Origin of the sequence: Sinorhizobium sp. BJ1 (assembly GCF_002531555.1) — a bacterium.
In the GTDB taxonomy this organism is placed as follows: Bacteria; Pseudomonadota; Alphaproteobacteria; order Rhizobiales; family Rhizobiaceae; genus Sinorhizobium; species Sinorhizobium fredii_B.
Genome location: NZ_NWTH01000009.1, coordinates 25,644 through 42,940, shown reverse-complemented (window position 1 = coordinate 42,940; position 17,297 = coordinate 25,644). Strand labels below are relative to the sequence as shown.

General features: G+C 62.7%; 15 protein-coding genes and 1 pseudogene. 13 read left to right on the top strand and 3 right to left on the bottom strand.

From position 1 onward, the window contains the following. The first annotated feature begins 40 nt into the window (after positions 1-40). Positions 41-1,198 (top strand): aminodeoxychorismate synthase component I, encoded by a 1,158-nt coding sequence (locus CO676_RS14695; RefSeq protein ID WP_097521617.1) that lies wholly within the window; start codon positions 41-43, stop codon positions 1,196-1,198. After that, a complete protein-coding gene (locus tag CO676_RS14690; protein WP_097521616.1) occupies positions 1,195-1,821 on the top strand; it encodes an aminotransferase class IV family protein in 627 nt (208 codons plus the stop codon). The genes CO676_RS14695 and CO676_RS14690 overlap by 4 nt, the downstream gene beginning before the upstream one ends. Here the strand turns inward: CO676_RS14690 and CO676_RS14685 are convergent. Then, complete coding sequence (locus CO676_RS14685; protein WP_097521615.1) at positions 1,786-2,736, bottom strand: sensor domain-containing diguanylate cyclase; 951 nt, start codon at positions 2,734-2,736, stop codon at positions 1,786-1,788. The genes CO676_RS14690 and CO676_RS14685 overlap by 36 nt on opposite strands. A gap of 117 nt (positions 2,737-2,853) precedes the next feature. Here CO676_RS14685 and CO676_RS14680 point away from each other — a divergent pair, with 117 nt between their 5' ends. From CO676_RS14680 to CO676_RS14655, 6 genes and pseudogenes are all read left to right on the top strand, one after another. Continuing rightward, on the top strand, positions 2,854-3,765 hold the full coding sequence (locus tag CO676_RS14680; RefSeq protein ID WP_097521614.1) for a DUF3445 domain-containing protein: 912 nt from the start codon (positions 2,854-2,856) through the stop codon (positions 3,763-3,765). A 145-nt stretch (positions 3,766-3,910) separates the two neighbouring features. Then, a complete protein-coding gene (locus CO676_RS14675; protein WP_097521613.1) occupies positions 3,911-5,362 on the top strand; it encodes a homospermidine synthase in 1,452 nt (483 codons plus the stop codon). 304 nt (positions 5,363-5,666) lie between these two features. Further along, a complete protein-coding gene (omp10, locus tag CO676_RS14670) occupies positions 5,667-6,029 on the top strand; it encodes an outer membrane lipoprotein Omp10 (protein ID WP_014765908.1) in 363 nt (120 codons plus the stop codon). Between the two features lie 223 nt (positions 6,030-6,252). Then, positions 6,253-8,130 carry a bifunctional UDP-sugar hydrolase/5'-nucleotidase gene (locus CO676_RS14665; RefSeq protein WP_097521612.1) on the top strand — a complete coding sequence of 626 codons (1,878 nt, stop codon included), beginning with the start codon at positions 6,253-6,255 and terminating at the stop codon, positions 8,128-8,130. Between the two features lie 113 nt (positions 8,131-8,243). Further along, positions 8,244-9,281, top strand: coding sequence for a ferrochelatase (hemH, locus tag CO676_RS14660; protein WP_097521611.1), 1,038 nt, complete (start codon positions 8,244-8,246; stop codon positions 9,279-9,281). A gap of 89 nt (positions 9,282-9,370) precedes the next feature. Continuing rightward, positions 9,371-9,697 (top strand): annotated as a pseudogene (locus tag CO676_RS14655) (glutaminase); the annotation flags it as partial. 68 nt (positions 9,698-9,765) lie between these two features. Here the strand turns inward: CO676_RS14655 and CO676_RS36040 are convergent. Beyond that, the gene (locus CO676_RS36040; RefSeq protein WP_245424328.1) at positions 9,766-9,933 is read right to left on the bottom strand and encodes a hypothetical protein; all 168 of its coding nucleotides are present in this window, start codon (positions 9,931-9,933) and stop codon (positions 9,766-9,768) included. Positions 9,934-10,345: 412 nt separating this feature from the next. Here CO676_RS36040 and CO676_RS14645 point away from each other — a divergent pair, with 412 nt between their 5' ends. From CO676_RS14645 to CO676_RS14635, 3 genes are all read left to right on the top strand, one after another. Further along, complete coding sequence (locus CO676_RS14645; RefSeq protein WP_097521610.1) at positions 10,346-11,338, top strand: SPFH domain-containing protein; 993 nt, start codon at positions 10,346-10,348, stop codon at positions 11,336-11,338. A 10-nt stretch (positions 11,339-11,348) separates the two neighbouring features. Further along, entirely contained in the window at positions 11,349-11,804 is a 456-nt protein-coding gene (locus CO676_RS14640; protein ID WP_097521609.1) for an NfeD family protein, read from the top strand. A gap of 104 nt (positions 11,805-11,908) precedes the next feature. Beyond that, positions 11,909-13,351 (top strand): outer membrane beta-barrel protein, encoded by a 1,443-nt coding sequence (locus CO676_RS14635; RefSeq protein ID WP_097521608.1) that lies wholly within the window; start codon positions 11,909-11,911, stop codon positions 13,349-13,351. A gap of 90 nt (positions 13,352-13,441) precedes the next feature. On the opposite strand, the gene galU is transcribed toward CO676_RS14635, so the two are convergent. Continuing rightward, positions 13,442-14,329, bottom strand: a complete 888-nt coding sequence (gene galU, locus CO676_RS14630; protein WP_014765916.1) for a UTP--glucose-1-phosphate uridylyltransferase GalU — start codon at positions 14,327-14,329, stop codon at positions 13,442-13,444. 301 nt (positions 14,330-14,630) lie between these two features. Here galU and CO676_RS14625 point away from each other — a divergent pair, with 301 nt between their 5' ends. Continuing rightward, positions 14,631-15,848, top strand: coding sequence for a lytic murein transglycosylase (locus CO676_RS14625; protein WP_014765917.1), 1,218 nt, complete (start codon positions 14,631-14,633; stop codon positions 15,846-15,848). A gap of 104 nt (positions 15,849-15,952) precedes the next feature. After that, entirely contained in the window at positions 15,953-17,209 is a 1,257-nt protein-coding gene (locus CO676_RS14620; RefSeq protein WP_014765918.1) for a DUF459 domain-containing protein, read from the top strand. Positions 17,210-17,297 lie beyond the last annotated feature (88 nt).

The window sequence follows — 17,297 nt, the reverse complement described above, 5'->3', positions numbered from 1 at the left end:
GGCGGGCGGAACGTTGACCGACTGACAGCGACCAGCCTCGATGATTGAACACGCGCCCTTTGTCCTCTTCCGGGACGACAGCGAAAACCGCACGATGGTCTTCGCCAAGCCTTCGCGCGTGATCACGGCGCGCACGCGGGCGGAGTTCCTGCGCGGACTTTCCGAACTCGAGGCTGCCCGCCGCGCCGGGAAATGGCTCGCGGGCTACATGGCCTATGAGGCGGGGCATCTCTTCGAGGCGAAGCTCACTCCCTTTGCCGAAGAGAACCGCGAGACGCCGCTGATGTCCTTCGGTGTCTTCGACGCGCCCGCGGAAGGCCATCCGCTCGCCGAGCCGCGGCGACGTGTCGAAAACGAACCGCTTCTGTGCGAACCCCGGGCCGGTTGGGATTTTTCTGCCTATCGCCAGCGTTTCGAGCGCCTGCACCAGCACCTGCGCCAGGGCGATTGCTACCAGGCGAACCTGACGATGCCGATCCATGCGCGCTGGTCTGGCGACGCGCGCACCGCCTTCTGGTCGCTGATCGAACGCCAGCCGGTCAAATACGGTGCCCTGGTGGCGCTCGACGGACCGATCCTGCTATCGCGATCGCCCGAGCTGTTCTTCCATGTCGATCCGGACGGCTGGATCGAGACCCATCCGATGAAAGGCACCGCACCGCGCGGCGCGACCGCCGAGGAGGACGCGGCGATCATCGCGGAGATGCGCGAAGACGAGAAGACACAGGCTGAAAACCGGATGATCGTCGACCTGTTGCGCAACGACATCTCCCGCATCACCGAGGTCGGCACGCTGCATGTGCCGAAGCTCTTCGAAATCGAGACGTATCCGACGGTGCACCAGATGGTGAGCCATGTGCGCGCCAGGCTGCTGCCCGATATTTCGGTCGCCGATATTTTCGCCGCCCTCTTTCCCTGCGGATCGGTGACCGGCGCGCCGAAAATGCGGGCCATGGAAATTCTCCATGAACTGGAGTCCGGCCCCCGTGACGCCTATTGTGGGGCGATCGGTTTCATCGCACCCGATGGTGTGATGCGTTTCAGTGTGGCGATCCGGACGATTTCCTTGTTTCCCGATGGCCGCGCCATCTTCAATGTCGGCGGCGGCATCGTCTTCGACTCAAAGGCGGCAGCCGAATACGACGAGTGCCTGCTGAAGGCCCGCTTCGCCGTCGGCGACGCCGAGATCGCCCGATGACGGATTTCTCGCTGATCGAGACGCTACGCTATGAGCCGGAGGCCGGCTTCGTCCGGCTCAGACTACACCTTGCACGTTTGACGCGCTCCGCCCGCCGCCTCGGTTTTGCCGGAGCGGCGGCGGCCGAGGCGCAGCTCAGAGAGGCGGTTCGCGACGCGGAAAGCGCCGTGCGCGTGCGCCTCACGCTCGATCGTCAAGGCGCTCTAGCGGTCACAACCGCGCCGTTCACACCGCTTCCTGCCGATGCACTGTGGCGCGTCCGGATCGCTTCGACACGGCTCGATTCTGCCGATCGGCTGCTTCGGATGAAGACGACGCGGCGCGGCGTCTACGAGACGGCACGCAACGAGTTTTTCGCGGCCGAGGCCGACGAAGTCCTCCTCCTCAACGAGAGGGGCGAGGTCTGCGAGGGCACAATAACCTCGATCTTCCTCGACGATGGCCACGGCGCGCTGAAGACGCCGCCGATCTCCTGCGGCCTCCTCGCCGGCGTTCTGCGGACGGAACTCATTTGCCAGCGGCGCGCGAGGGTCGCGCGGCTGTCGCCCGCCGACCTTCACAGAGGTCATCTCTATGTCGGCAATTCCCTAAGAGGTCTGATCCGGGCGGAGCTCGTGGTCTGAGCCGGGCAGCGTATAGCGCTTCACCCTGTCGCGGCCCTCGCGCTTCGCCAGATTGAGCGCCTGGGTTGCGCGGGAATAGATGTCACTGACCTTGTCGCCTTCGCGATATTCCGCAAGGCCGACCGAACAGGTGTAGTAGAACTCAGGAATGTTCGACAGCGGCCTGGCGCCGCGTATTTTTTCCAACAGGCGATCGAGAATGAGGTTCGACTCGCTGACCGTCGTGTCCGGCAGGATCAGCATGAATGCCTCGCCACCGATGCGCCCGAAGCAGTCGGAGCGGCGCACGAAGCCCTGCATTTGACCTGCGAAATCGAGCAGGACCTCGTCGGCGCGCTGCGGACCATAGCGGTCGTTGATCGCTTTGAAATAATCGATGTCGACGATCGCCACACAACCCCACATCTGCGGATTCTCGGCGCAGTCCTGGATGAATTCGGCAAGCTTTCCGAGTGTATGGCGGCGGTCGGGGACGTGGGTCAGTTCCTCCACCGGCGAATCCCGCAAGGCGAAATCCCGGTCCTTCCGGTGCTTGCGCTCCTCCTCCCGAATGCCGGTCACGTCGACCGCCATCGACAGCGTCCAGCCCTTTTCATCGACGGTCTCCGTCACGCACAGCGAACGGCCGTCGTGCAGTTCGGTTTCCGACGTGCGGGACGGCACGTTGCCGCGCCGCTCGAGGGCCGCGGCGATCCAGGTATCGATGTCGTCGGTCCCGATTATCACACCCCGGCCCGCCGCATGATTGCGGCGCATGATCTCTTCCCAGGTCGGAGCATCGTTCACGCCGACATGATAGGTGGAACGGAATGCCGCATTGGCAAAGCGCAGCCGATCATGCTGATCGTAGAGCGAGATCAGCACGGGCGATCGGGCTTGCAAACCCATCAGGGCCTTGAGGTAATCACCGGTCACGGTTGGTCTGCTCCAGCTTGAACATCAAATCAATCACGGCGCGAAGCGGACGGATCAACTAAAGCTATAGCACGAAAAGCTTGTGGCAAGTCGTACAACATGTGTACCGAAGGGAAAATGGTTAAGCCGCAGAAAGTGCCGAATTCGCATATGAAGCACACGCCCTACGACGGCTCGTCGAAGCCCTTCACGATCGGGCTCACGCAACTCGAACCCGAGCGATGGATCGAGCCGGACGAGGCGCTTGACTTCTATCTCGGTGAAAAGGCCAGGCTGCTGGCGGCAAGTCGCGAAACCGTCTTCGCGGCTGAATCCGGGACGGAGGCTGCCCAGCGGGAGCTCCTCGATTTTCTGACCGATTATCTCCCGCGCCGCTACCCGCAGGTTTACCGGCGCGAGAACGGCGCGATGATCGCCGGCGGCCGCCGTGTGGCGCTCGACGACGACGCCCCTCTGGTAGTCGCCGGGTCGCTGATCCAGGACGATCTGGCGGTCATGGAGCGCAAAGCGGAAGAGTGGCACCTTACCGCCGCCTATGTCGCCTTTCCATCTTCCTGGTCTCTCGCCGAAAAGTTCGGCCGGTCGATCGACGAGATTCACGCGCCGGTGCCGGGCTTCGAAAGCGGAAGCCGCAATGCGGACCTGATCGCCCGCATGTTCGACAATCTCTCTCCAGCCCGCTTCGTCGAGCGCTTCAACTGGGCCGTCAATGTCGACGGCGCCCTGCATCTGCCGAAGTCGAAGGCGGAAGGCATCGGCGCCGAGCCGGCCCAACTGACCGAGGACGGCACCTTCATCCGCATCGAAAGACAGACGCTGCGCAAGCTGCCGCGGACCGGCGCAATCGCTTTCACCATCCGCATCTATTCCGATCCGCTTGCCGCACTCAAGAATCGGCCCGACGCGGCCGCCCTCGCCCATTCCTTCGTCGGACAATTGAACGAGCTGACGCTGCCGCAGGCAGCCTACAAGGGTCTCGTCAGCAAGCGGGAGGCCCTGATCTCGGCCCTGTTATCGATAGCCGGTTAAGCAAAGTCCGAATTCTCGATTGACCCGCCGGCTCTTTATTGTGACACGAAATTATGATCTAGGGCCTCACGCGAAATTCCCAGGCGCGCTTTTCTGCGCGCGTTCAAGCAGCAATTAGAGACGTTTTGTCAGGAGACACGCTAAAATGGCAGACACCAGCTACCCGGTCTATGGCGAGATTACCGGCCCGATCGTCATGATCGGTTTCGGTTCGATCGGCCACGGCACCTTGCCGCTGATCGAGCGCCACTTCAAATTCGACAAGAGCCGGTTGATCGTGGTGGAGCCCCGTGAGGACGCCAAGGACACGGAGATTTTTGCGCGCCACGGCGTGCGCCACGTCCGCGCTGCTGTGACCAAGGACAACTACAAGGAACTGCTGAAGCCGCTGCTGACCGAAGGCGGCGGCCAGGGCTTCTGCGTCAACCTCTCCGTCGACACCTCCTCGCTCGACATCATCAAGCTCTGCCGCAAGCTCGACGTGCTTTATATCGACACGGTCGTCGAGCCGTGGCTCGGCTTCTACTTCGACCCGGAAATGGACAATGCCGCGCGTACCAACTACGCGCTTCGCGAGACGATGCGCCGCGAGAAGGAAAAGAACCCCGGCGGCACGACGGCGGTTTCGACCTGCGGCGCCAATCCGGGAATGGTCTCCTGGTTCGTCAAGAAGGCGCTGCTCGACCTCGCCGACGACCTCGGCCTGAAATACGAGGAGCCGCATCAGGACGACCGTGAAGGCTGGGCCAAGCTGATGAGGAAGACCGGCGTCAAGGGCGTCCACATCGCCGAGCGGGACACCCAGCGCACCAAGCACCCAAAGCCGCTCAACGTCTTCTGGAACACCTGGTCGGTCGAAGGCTTCATCTCGGAAGGCATGCAGCCGGCCGAACTCGGCTGGGGTACCCACGAGGCCTGGATGCCGAAGAACGCCAGGAAGCACAAGAAGGGCTGTCAGGCGGCGATCTATCTCGAACAGCCGGGCGCGAACACCCGCGTGCGCAGCTGGTGCCCGACGCCGGGTCCGCAATACGGCTTCCTCGTCACCCACAATGAATCGATTTCGATTGCCGACTTCTTCACCGTCCGTGACAAGAATGGCGACGTCAGCTACCGGCCGACCTGCCACTATGCCTATCACCCGGCCAACGACGCGGTACTGTCGCTGCACGAGATGTTCGGCAACGGCGGCGCGCCGCAACCGGTGCATCACGTCCTGGACGAGACGGAACTGGAGGACGGCATCGACGAACTCGGCGTGCTGCTCTACGGCCACGACAAGAACGCCTATTGGTACGGCTCGCGCCTTTCGCTGGAAGAAACCCGCCGCATCGCTCCCTATCAGAACGCAACCGGCCTGCAGGTGACGAGCGCCGTTCTCGCCGGCATGGTCTGGGCGCTGGAGAATCCGAAAGCCGGCATCGTCGAGGCCGACGAGATGGACTACAAGCGCTGCCTCGAAGTGCAGCTCCCCTATCTCGGTCCGGTCGAAGGCCACTATACCGACTGGACGCCGCTTGACGGTCGTCCCGGTCTCTTCCCCGAAGACATCGACACCAAGGATCCTTGGCAGTTCAAGAACATCCTTGTCCGCTAAGTCGATCGCGCCCGGAGCTCTCTGGTTCCGGGCGCCTCTACCGCGATATTCGCGCCGCGGTCGCCGCTTCCTGCTCTTGCCTGCAACCTAGGATCGGGACTTGTCTTTCTCGAAAACGAATGCCTCTGCGGCTTGAGTGCAACGCCGGGCGCACAAAGTCGCCCCAGAACGTTGCTCCGCTGCTCAATTTGCCGTTAAGCCGGTTCCGGCGGAACGAATTATGGGGTAGAGCGGGGACGAGCAGAAGTCTGTAGCGGTATTGCGTTTGCATCCCGCTTCAACTCGTGACGCGGGAGAAACGCCGATGAAGCCACTCGCCATAATGATCGTCCTGGCAACCGCCACGGCGCTTGCATCATGTCAGTCGTCCCCACAGATCCGCCAAGCACCGCAGGCCCGGGCGGGCGGCGTGGAAGGATCCTGGGTGGATCCGAACGGCATTGTCTCCACCTTCGCCGGAGGCACCTTCTCGACGCGCACCACCGACACCAACCAGCTTCTCGCTTCCGGCACCTATGTGAATGTCAGCCCGACCCTCGTCGAGATCAACATGACCTCGCTGGTGCGAAACACCCAGTCCAGGGTCAATTGCGCGATGGTGGCGCCGACGCAGCTGAACTGCACGACCGATGCGGGCGCCCAGTTCTCGCTCGCCCGCCAGGGCTGAGCAAAGATCAGAAAACGACATGCCTTCGAAGCCCCCATCCGGGGGCTTCTTTGTTTCTGAAGCCGGCTTAACCCTACTTCGAATCCGGCAAAGAAGGCGCGCGTTTAGCGCTTGAAGTCGGGCGCGACTGATGAAAACATCCGGCCTGCGAAACCACCTCGACAGGAAAGGTTTCCTTCGAGGCTTGCAATCGGCTGAAGACGACAGGCAACAGGAGAACATCATGACCAAATACATGCGGACCGGTCTTATCACCGCATCGCTTCTCGCCCTTTCATCGGGCGCCGCCTTCGCCGATTACGAATTGAACATCCTGCATATCAACGATCTTCACTCGCGCATCGAGTCAATCAACAAATTCGATTCGACCTGCTCGGCCGAGGAGGAGGGCAAGAACGAGTGCTTTGGCGGCGTCGCCCGCCTGAAGACGCTGATCGACCAGAAGCGCCAGGAACTCACCGGCAAGAACGTGCTTCTGCTCAATGCCGGCGACAACTTTCAAGGATCGCTGTTCTTCACGACCTACAAGGGCACCGTCGAAGCGGAATTCCTTAACCTCATGAAGTTCGACGCGATGACCGTTGGCAACCATGAGTTCGACGAAGCCGAGGACGGACTCGCAAGCTTCCTCGACAAGGTCACCTTCCCCGTCGTGACCGCCAACGTGCTGCCGAGCCACAAGTCGAAGATCGGCGACCGGATCAAGCCGTCGCTCGTGCTGGACGTCGGCGGCGAGAAGATCGGCATTGTCGGCGCCGTCGCCAACGACACGCCGGAACTCTCTTCGCCTGGGCCCGACATCCTGATCGGCGAGGACGTGGCGACGATCACCAGCGCGATCGAGGAGATCAAGAAACAGGGTGTCGACAAGATCATCGCGCTCACCCATGTCGGCTATCCGCGCGACCTTGCGGCCATCGCGAAAATCCCGGATGTGGATGTCGTGGTCGGCGGCCATTCCCATAGCCTTCTTTCCAACACCGACGAAAAGGCCGAGGGGCCCTATCCGACGATGGTCGACAACCCGGGCGGCTACAAGGTGCCGGTGGTCCAGGCGGGTTCCTACAGCAAGTATCTCGGTGACCTCATCGTCACCTTCGACGACAATGGCGTGGTCAAGGCCGCAAAGGGCGATCCGATCCTTGTCGATTCCTCGATCAAGCCGGACGAAGCCGTGGTCGCGCGCGTCAAGGAGCTTGCCAAGCCGATCGAGGAGCTGAGGTCCAAGGTCATCGCCAAGACGGAAGCGCCGATCGACGGATCGCGCGAGAATTGCCGCGCGAAGGAATGCGAAATGGGCAGCCTCGTCGCCGACGCCATGCTGGATCGCGTCAAGGGCCAGGGCGTGACGATCGCCGTCACCAATGGCGGCGGCCTCAGGGCCTCGATCGACGCCGGCGACGTGACGATGGGCGAGGTGATCACGGTGCTGCCCTTCCAGAACACCGTCGCGACGTTTCAGCTGAAAGGCGCCGATATTCGCGCAGCGCTGGAGAACGGCGTGAGCCAGGTCGAGGAAGGCGGCGGTCGCTTCCCGCAGGTGGCCGGCCTCAAGTTTTCCTTCGATCGTTCGAAGCCGGCCGGTAACCGGGTGGTTTCGGTCGAAGTGAAGGAGGGCGACGCCTTCAAGCCGCTCGAGCCGGAAAAGACCTATTCGCTCGTCAGCAACAACTTCATGCGCGGCGGCGGCGACGGTTATGCCGTCTTCAAGGCCAAGGGCGAGAACGCCTATGACTACGGCCCGGGTCTGGAAACGGTGCTGGCCGACTATCTCGCCGCTCATCAACCATTCAAGCCCTATACGGACGATCGCATCTCCGAGGTCGCCGCTGCGGCCGGCACGACGACGTCGGAACCGGTTGCGGAAACCAAGCCGGCCGAGAGCGCTGCCGCCGCACCTGCGCCAAAGCCCTCGGCCGAAACGGCGACGCCCGCCGGCGGTCCGCAGAAGCACGTGATCGCCAGGGGCGACACGCTCTGGGATCTCGCCGAGTCCTTCTACGGCAACGGCTTCGAGTGGAAGAAGATCGCGGCGGCCAATGGTGACCCCGAGCCGCGGGCGCTGCACATCGGGCGGGAACTGGAGATTCCGGCGAAGTAAGACAATCTGCCTCGCTTGCAATGCCGGTGCGGGCTTTCCCGCGCCGGCTTTTCTTTTTAGAAGGATTTGAAAGTTGAGGCGTCGCTGGACATATAGGCGCCATGAGGAAGACGATGACAGAAGCAACCGCCGAGCCGACCGCCGCCGCTCACCCCCTCGTGAAATCGGGTAAAGTCGGTGTCCTGCTGGTCAATCTCGGCACGCCGGATGGCACCGATTACACCTCCATGCGCCGCTACCTGCGTGAATTCCTGAGCGACAGGCGCGTCATCGAGTGGTCGCGTCTCTTCTGGTATCCCATCCTCTACGGCATCGTCCTCAACACACGGCCGCAGAAGGTCGGCAAGGCCTATGAGCTGATCTGGAACAAGGAACTGAACGAAAGCTGGCTGCGCACCTATACCCGCAACCAGGCGGCGCTGATGGCTGAGACGTTTGCCGGTCATCCGCACGTCATCGTCGATTGGGCGATGCGCTACGGCCAGCCGTCGATTGCCTCGCGCATGGAGGCGCTGCAAAAACAAGGCTGCGAACGCATCCTCATATTTCCGCTCTACCCGCAATATGCGGCGGCGACGACCGCCACGGTCAACGACAAGGCCTTCGAGGCCCTGTTGAAGATGCGCTGGCAGCCGGCGCTGCGAACCGCTCCGCCCTATCACGACGATCCGGTCTATATCGATGCGCTCGCCGCCTCGATCGAGCGCCACCTGGCGACCCTCGACTGGCGGCCGGACGTGGTCCTGGCGTCGTTCCACGGCATCCCGAAGAGCTATTTCGAGCTCGGCGATCCCTATTATTGCCAGTGCCAGAAGACGGCGCGGCTGCTGCGCGACAAGCTCGGCTGGTCGAAGGAGAGGCTGCAGGTGACGTTCCAGTCCCGCTTCGGCCCGGAGGAATGGCTGCAGCCCTATACGGACGCGACGGTCGAGAAGCTCGCCAAGGAGGGCGTCAAACGCATCGCCGTCATCAATCCCGGCTTCGTTTCCGACTGTCTGGAAACGCTCGAGGAGATCGCCGGCCAGGCAGCCGAAAGCTTCCACCACAATGGTGGAGAGAAATTCACCCACATCCCCTGCCTGAACGACGGCCCCGAGGGCATGGCAGTGCTCAACCACGTCGTGCGCCGCGAACTCGAGGGCTGGTTGTAGCGTGTTGCTTGCACGGGTCTTCTGAGGTAGGATGCACCGCAAAGTTGAACGTAGCGTGACCTTGGCCGCCCAGTCGTTGAGGAAGGCACATGGAGCTACTGGACCCCTTCTTTGACCCTCAGAGCTCCTATGTCTCGACAGGGAGCCTTCCGCCGTCCGATCACATCTCACGTCTGGTAACGCAAGCCCACGAACGCTTCGGGTCAGTCACTCTGGGGCAGAACTCCCAAGTGTATCCGGCGCTTGCCCGCGTACCGAACAATGTGTTCGGAATTTGCGTCGTGAGCGTGGATGGGCGCGCGTTTGCGGTCGGAGATGCGGAACACGAATTCACCATCATGAGCGTGTCCAAGCCGTTCATCTTTGCGTTGATCTGCGATGTGATCGGCGCGACCGGCGCGCGTGAGCGGCTTGGCGTCAATGCGACCGGCTACGCATTCAACTATTGCCGGCATCGAGCGCAACGCGGAAGGACGCAGCAACGTCAATGTCTGCGCTCGAGCTCCAGATGCTGCGTCGTCAGCACGATGAAACCGCAGACGATGATCGCCGCACAGTTCATCCCAGCCATCGGCAGGCCGAGCGCCGTCAAGGCATGAACCTTCGACAGGGTGGGCAGCACCGCCATCAGCACGGTCAGGAGACTGCCCACCGCGCAGGTCCATATGGATGCCGGGACTGAATTCGACGGCGAGCAGGATCGAGCCGATCGATGCAACGCCCGCCATCAGCCCGAACAGGACCTTCTCATGTCCGACAAAGCGCCGCCGCAGTCAGATCGACAGATGCGCCCAGACCGAGATTGCCAGGCTCACAAATGCCAGGTTGCCAACAAATTGCCCCCAGATGCCATTCATCGCGCTGCGTTCGGCCTTTCACTACATTCAGAAGATCGATGTTAGACGACAACTGGTTTGAGCTCTATTAAGTCCGAACCGCCGCCAGCCGGCCTGAATACGCCGACGGGCAATGTCGGCATGCCGCTTGAAATATTTCCGCGAATCGCCACGTCATATCGCGGGCAGCACTCCAAATCCTGGAGTTGCAAAGAGGGAGGGTTATCCGTGGGCGGCTTGGATTACGCGGTCATTGCGCTTGTCGTGCTTGTATTCTTCACGCTTTTCGCCGGCGTCAAGACCGTCCCGCAGGGCTACCGCTACACGATCGAGCGCTTCGGCCGCTACATCAGGACCATAGACCCCGGATTGAACTTCATCATTCCCTATTTCGATCGCATCGGCGCCAAGATGAACGTGATGGAGCAGGTGCTCGACGTGCCGACCCAGGAGGTCATCACCAAGGACAATGCCAGCGTATCGGCTGACGCCGTCGCCTTCTATCAGGTGTTGAACCCCGCCCAGGCCGCCTATCAGGTCTCCAATCTCGAGAACGCCCTTCTCAACCTGACAATGACCAATATCCGCTCGGTCATGGGGTCGATGGATCTCGACGAATTGCTCTCCAACCGCGATACGATCAACGACCGGCTGCTCCGCGTCGTCGACGAGGCCGCCAATCCATGGGGCCTCAAGATCACCCGTGTCGAGATCAAGGATATCGCCCCGCCGACCGACTTGGTCGAGGCCATGGCCCGGCAGATGAAGGCCGAGCGCGAGAAACGCGCACAGGTGCTCGAAGCCGAAGGCAGCCGGAATGCGCAGATCCTGCGCGCCGAAGGCGCGAAGCAGTCGGCGATCCTCGAGGCGGAGGGCCAACGGGAAGCGGCCTATCGCGAGGCCGAAGCGCGCGAGCGCCTGGCGGAAGCGGAGGCCAAGGCGACCCGGGTAGTCTCGGAAGCAATCGCCGCAGGCGACGTGCAGGCCATCAACTATTTCGTCGCGCAGAAATACACCGAGGCTTTGGCCTCTATCGGTACCGCGAACAACCAGAAGATCGTGCTGATGCCGATGGAGGCATCCTCGCTGATCGGCTCGCTCGGCGGCATCGGTGCGATCGCCAGGGAAGTGTTCGGCGACGGTCAGGCGCCCGGCCCCTCCCGCCCCCGTCAGTCGACGCCGCGCACTGGCCCCGCGTCCGGCCCCGTCGAGAACGCATGAGGATCGTTCGATGATCCAGCGCATCGCGCTCGAGCTCGGCCCCTGGAACTGGTGGGCCCTGGGCCTCCTGCTGCTGGCGGCGGAGGTGATCCTACCCGGGGTCTTCCTGGTGTGGATCGCGTTGGCGGCGCTCCTCACCGGCGCCCTGTCGCTCGTCCTATGGGACATGGGCTTCTGTGTCTGGGAGGTGCAACTCGTCGTCTTCTCGCTACTCGCGCTCGTCTCGGTGATAATCGGGCGGCGCTTCGTCGTCTCTTCGTCGGAAAGCGACGAGCCCTTGCTCAACAAGCGCGGCGAGAGCCTCATCGGCCGCACCGCCGTGCTCGAGCAGCCGATCGCCGAGGGCCGAGGGCGCGTCCGCCTCGACGACACGACCTGGGCCGTCGAGGGGCCGGACCTGCCCGCCGGCACCCGCGTGAGCATCGTCGCCAGCAGCGGCCGACAGCTGACCATCGAGCCGGCCTGACGCTGGTATTGTCCCGCAGCCGATTTCCCTTAAGAAACGATTGCTTAACCACGTGCCTTTACGATTGCGAAACGATTGTAATCAGGTTCGCGGACAGACGGTAGATGGCGCCCAGTTTTTCACGCTCGATCACGGCGGGCGCATTGCTTGCGAGAAAGCGACTCTGGCTTCTGGCGAGCTGTGCCTTTCTTGCCGCGAGCCCGGCGGCTACGCAGAGCCTTGATGTGTCGGGAGCCAAGGACGCCGCGGTGACGGGCATTGCGACTGAGGCGGTGGCCTTTCCGGCTATCACCGATCCTCAAACGACAGCCGCCGTTGCGGCCGCTGACCTCCCACCGGCGCTGGACGAGGATTTCAACCGCCTCAACCGGCGCGAGGAGACGATCGACGGTCTTCGCGCGCGCATCGATCCGGACGCCGGTCAGGCGCAAGGCATCCGCATCGGCACATTCGTGCTGAAGCCGGCACTCAGCGAAACCTTCAACCATGAACGGCAGAAGAACGGCAGGACGAGCCAGAGCCGAAGCTTTCTCGAGACCGGCCTCAAAGGGTCGCTCATATCGGACTGGTCGCGCCACCAACTGAGCGTGACCGGCGAAGGTGTGCTGCAGGAGAACATATCAGGCGAAGGCGAGGAAGAGCCGCGCGCCGACGTCGATGCGGAATTGCGTCTCGACCTGAGCAACGAAACAATTGCCAGACTGAGCGCGGGCTACAGTTTCGAGCGCGAGGACGCCAATGATCCAAACGCCATAGCCAATGCCGAGGAGCAATCGGCAGTCGACACCTATCGGCTGGGCGCTGCGGTCGAGCGCGACCTAGGCCTCATTCGCGGCTCCGTCGGCCTCGATTTCGAGCGGCAGACCTATGGCGATGTCGAGCTCGACAACGGAACGACGCTGTCGCAGGAGGACCGCAACCGCAATACCGGCACGCTCACCGGCCGCCTCGGTTACGAGCTTTCGCCGGCACTTATCCCCTTCCTCGAGGCCTCGGTCGGCAACTCCATCTACGATCTGCGGCGCGATACGCTCGGCTTCGAGCGCTCTTACGTGAGCTATGCGGGCCGCGGCGGCATGGAGGTCGACCTCGGCGAGAAGCTCAATGGCGAGCTGGCGATGGGATACGAAACGTTTCGTTTTGACGATGAGCGGCTCGGCGACCTCAGCGGCCTTTCGGTCGACGGGCGGATCAACTGGTCGCCGCAGCGCGGCACCGACGTGCTCTTCGGTCTCTTGACCTACCTCGACCCGTCCACGACAGCAGGCAACCCGGGATCGATCAAATACGAGCTGACGAATATCATCACCCACCAGCTGCGTTCGACGCTGGTCGCGACACTGTCGAACAGCCTGACATTGCGCGATTTTCCCGCGGATGCCGCCGCCGCCGACGAGGCCACCTGGCGGACCGGCGCCGGTCTGACGTGGGACATGAGCCGCTATCTCGCCCTGACCGGTGACGTCAGCTACGAGCGCACGAAGAGGGATGTCGGCCCTGCGAGCGACACGACCCGCGTCGGCGTCGGCTTGACGTTGCGGCGCTGAGGAAAGCGGGAGTCCTCCTTCAAAAGAAGAAAGGCCGCGGCTGAGGACGCGGCCAGTCTCGATCGTTCGAATTTCGCCTGAGCAAAAAGCTCACTTCAATCCTTGTAGCAGCGACCTGAGCGGCCCTTCGACCGTGGGACGAATATCGGCGCGCTCGAGCGCGAAGGCGACATTGGCGAGGATAAAGCCGTCTTTCGCCCCGCAGTCGAAAGTCTCGCCGCGGAAATGATAGGCGGCGAAAGGCTGCGCCTCGGCAAGCTTCACCATGCCGTCGGTCAACTGGATCTCGTTGCCGGCGCCGCGTTCCTGCCGCTCGAGAATCGGGAAGATTTCCGGCTGCAGGATATAGCGGCCGTTGATGAAGAAGTTGGACGGCGCCGTGCCGGGGGCCGGCTTCTCGACCATTTTGGTAATCTTGAAACCGTCGCCGACCGTGTCGCCGACGCCGACGATACCGTATTTGTGCGCCTGGTCGGGGGCGCACTCCTCGACGGCGATGACATTGCCGCCGCTGTGCTCGTAAAGCTCGACCATGCCCTTGAGGCAACCCTTCTCGCCCTTCATGATCATGTCGGGGAGAAGCAGCGCGAAGGGCTCGTTGCCGACGAGTTCACGCGCGCACCATACCGCGTGGCCGAGGCCGAGCGGCGCCTGCTGGCGGGTGAAGCTCGTCGTGCCGGCCTGCGGCAGCATGGCTTCGAGCAGCTCGATCTCCGCCTTCTTGTTGCGCTCGCGCAGCGTCTGGTCGAGCTCGACCTGGATGTCGAAATAATCCTCGATGACCGCCTTGCTGCGACCCGTCACGAAGATCAGATGCTCGATCCCCGCTTCCAGTGCTTCGTCGACGACATACTGGATGACCGGCTTGTCCACCACCGTCAGCATTTCCTTCGGCACCGCCTTGGTGGCGGGAAGAAAACGCGTCCCAAGGCCTGCAACGGGGAACACGGCTTTGCGGACTTTACGCTTCTCGGTCATGAACACCTCCTCGGAGTGGATCTCGGTCTAGCCTGAAACAGGCGAATTGGAATCGGAATTAGTCGTCATTTGCCATTTTTTGCGAAGGAAGACGACTCAGGAATTTCATGGTAAAGACTTTGTTGACTTCGTTTCTGTAGGCTTCTCACTGACCCGAAACGGCTGCTGCCGCTCGGCCTCACGAAGGACCGCATGCTGCCCCTCAAGCGGCCCGCTGCGGGCAACATTTGCAAAACCCGGAGTAATCCGTCCGGCATGAACGCTGGCTGAATGCTCCGCCGAGAAACGGAACCGACAGCAGATGATCAGAAACCGCAGGACGTTCTTCCGACATATCGCCGCCGCTCTCGTCGTTGTCGCCGCGCTTGGTCCCTCGGCCGCGCGCGCGGATCAAGGTTTTCAGAACTGGATCAACAACTTCTACTCAACGGCGGCCAAGAGCGGGATCACCCAGGCGACCTACCGTAAGGCTTTCGCCGGCGTGAAGACCCCCGACCCGGCCGTCATTGAAAAAGCCAACTTCCAGCCCGAGTTCAAGCACAAGATTTGGGAATATATCGACTCGCGTGTCAATCCGTATACCAGGCGCATTGGCCAGGAGATGGCAGCCAAGCACGCGCGCACGCTCGACTCGCTCGAACGGCATTTTGGCGTCGACAGGACCATCCTGCTGGCGATCTGGTCGATGGAGTCGAACTACGGCGCTGTCCTCCAGAAGGACGATCGGCTGCACTATGTGCCGCGCGCGCTCGCAACGCTTGCCTATGCCGATCCGAAGCGGGCGAAATTTGCCAGGACTCAGCTGATCGCGGCCTTGAAGATCCTGCAGAGCGGCGACATCACCCCGCGCGAGCTGACCGGCTCCTGGGCCGGCGCCATGGGGCATACGCAGTTCATCCCGACCAGCTACCTGCTCTACGCGGTCGACGCCGACGGCAACGGCCATCGCGACATCTGGAATTCGGTTCCCGATGCGCTGGCCACGGCTGCGAACCTCTTGAAGAAGAACGGCTGGCAGGCCGGGCAGACCTGGGGCTACGAGGTCGTGGCGCCAGCCAATGCGGCGAAATATTCGGGCCAGACGAAAACGCTCGGCCAATGGGCCGCGCTTGGCTTCCTCCGCCCGAACGGCAAGGGTTTCAGCACTTCCAAGACGCGAGCCGAACTCAAGCTGCCGGGCGGCGGCCGGGGCCCGGCCTTCCTGATGACGAAGAACTTCTTTGTCATCAAGCGCTACAACGCGTCGGACTCCTATGCGCTTGGCGTCGGGCTGCTCGCCGACCAGATCGCCGGCTATGCCGGCATGCAGCAGCGTTGGCCGCGGCCCGACGGTTCGCTCGACATCAGCGAGAAGTTCGAACTGCAGAACAGGCTCAAGGAACTTGGCTACTACGACGGCGAGGTGGACGGCAATTTCGGCTCCGGCTCGAAAGCCGCGATCCAGGCCTTCCAGGCGCAGAACGGCCTGCCCACCGACGGTGAACCGACGCAGAATCTGCTGCGCGCCTTGCGCAAGTGACCGCTCTGCAGCCAATCTCCCACGGCGATTTTCGATCATTCGATCCCAAGTCGCCGTGAATTGGCGTATGATGAAAGCGCCTGCCATTCGACGGTGATGTAATCATGTTGATAACCAGAGATGCCGGGAAAGGGTCGCTTCTCCTGCGTTTGGCGCCGGTCTTCGCGGCTGCGGCGGCGATGCTGGTCACCGGCTTCTTTGCCACCATGGCCGAGGCGCAAGAACCGGTCCCGCGTCGCACCCTGTTGCAACGGCTCTTCGGCGGCTTCGCCCCACAGCGGCGGACATATTACGAGGATCCAAACCAGTATCCGACCCAGCCGCGGCCGCGACGCATACAAAGGCGGCGGCAGCAGCCGGCCGAGCAGCAGCGGCCGCGACAGCAGCGCGCCAAGCCGCGCGTCGCCGATGCACCCCCGCCGGCGGCCGTGGTCGAGAAATCGCCGGATGCGAAAAAGGTGCTCGTCGTCGGCGACTTCGTTGCCGGAAGTCTCGGCGACGGCCTGAAGGCCGCGTTCGAAATGACGCCGGGCGTCGTTGTCGAAACGCGCGCCAACGGCTCGTCTGGCCTTGTCCGCGACGACTACTTCAATTGGCCGGACAGCCTGCCGGGCTATATGGCGGAGCTCAAGCCCTCGGTCATCGTCGTCAGTCTAGGCGCCAATGACCGGCAGATGATGCGGATCGGCGAGACCAAGGAGACGTTGCGCACCGACCTCTGGACGGCGGAATACCGCAAGCGCGTCAACGCCCTTGCCGCTCTCGCTCGAAAGGACAATCTGCCGCTTCTCTGGGTCGGCATGCCGCCCTTCCAATCGACCGCCATGACCGCCGACATGGTCACCTTCAACGGCATTTACCGCGAAGAGGTGGAGAAGGTCGGCGGGCAGTTCATCGACATCTGGGACGGCTTCGTCGACGAGGGAGGCAAGTTCGTCCTGACAGGTTCCGACATCAACGGCCAGCAGGTCCGCCTGCGCGGCTCCGACGGCATCAACCTGACCAAGGCGGGCAAGCGCAAGCTCGCCTTCTACGTCGAGAAGGACATCCGCAAGCTGCTCGGCGAGGCCGCCGCCGATGCGGACGTGCCGGGCGCCGAGGGCCTCAAGGATCTCGTGGTCACGGCCCCGCTTGCCAACGAGGATATCGTCAAGACGCCGCCGATCGGCGTGACCGATCCGGCGCTCGACGGCGCAACCGCACTTCTGGGCGCAGGCGCGCCGCAGAAGGGGACCGGCAAGAGCCCGAGAGACCTGCTCGTTGAAAAGGGCGAGGTTCCGGCCGCACCGGTCGGACGCGTCGACGACTTCCGGCTTGCGAAACCGGCAACCGTGATCAGCAATCCGCTGTTGCGGGACTGAGTGTTAGACGTTTCATGTCGGCAGAGGGGCCTGCCGCGACGCCGTAAGCTCACGATCGGAACATTGTTGCTTGCCATACCTCAAGGGT

What these genes read in the sequence shown, in the direction of transcription:
- CO676_RS14635 (WP_097521608.1), top strand. Translation starts at nt 11,909, where the DNA reads ATGGCGCCCAGTTTTTCACGCTCGATCACGGCGGGCGCATTGCTTGCG.
- CO676_RS14695 (WP_097521617.1), top strand. Translation starts at nt 41, where the DNA reads ATGATTGAACACGCGCCCTTTGTCCTCTTCCGGGACGACAGCGAAAAC.
- CO676_RS14680 (WP_097521614.1), top strand. Translation starts at nt 2,854, where the DNA reads ATGGTTAAGCCGCAGAAAGTGCCGAATTCGCATATGAAGCACACGCCC.
- hemH (WP_097521611.1), top strand. Translation starts at nt 8,244, where the DNA reads ATGACAGAAGCAACCGCCGAGCCGACCGCCGCCGCTCACCCCCTCGTG.
- CO676_RS14620 (WP_014765918.1), top strand. Translation starts at nt 15,953, where the DNA reads ATGTTGATAACCAGAGATGCCGGGAAAGGGTCGCTTCTCCTGCGTTTG.
- CO676_RS14690 (WP_097521616.1), top strand. Translation starts at nt 1,195, where the DNA reads ATGACGGATTTCTCGCTGATCGAGACGCTACGCTATGAGCCGGAGGCC.
- CO676_RS14640 (WP_097521609.1), top strand. Translation starts at nt 11,349, where the DNA reads ATGATCCAGCGCATCGCGCTCGAGCTCGGCCCCTGGAACTGGTGGGCC.
- CO676_RS14625 (WP_014765917.1), top strand. Translation starts at nt 14,631, where the DNA reads ATGATCAGAAACCGCAGGACGTTCTTCCGACATATCGCCGCCGCTCTC.
- CO676_RS14675 (WP_097521613.1), top strand. Translation starts at nt 3,911, where the DNA reads ATGGCAGACACCAGCTACCCGGTCTATGGCGAGATTACCGGCCCGATC.
- galU (WP_014765916.1), bottom strand. Translation starts at nt 14,329, where the DNA reads ATGACCGAGAAGCGTAAAGTCCGCAAAGCCGTGTTCCCCGTTGCAGGC.
- CO676_RS14665 (WP_097521612.1), top strand. Translation starts at nt 6,253, where the DNA reads ATGACCAAATACATGCGGACCGGTCTTATCACCGCATCGCTTCTCGCC.
- omp10 (WP_014765908.1), top strand. Translation starts at nt 5,667, where the DNA reads ATGAAGCCACTCGCCATAATGATCGTCCTGGCAACCGCCACGGCGCTT.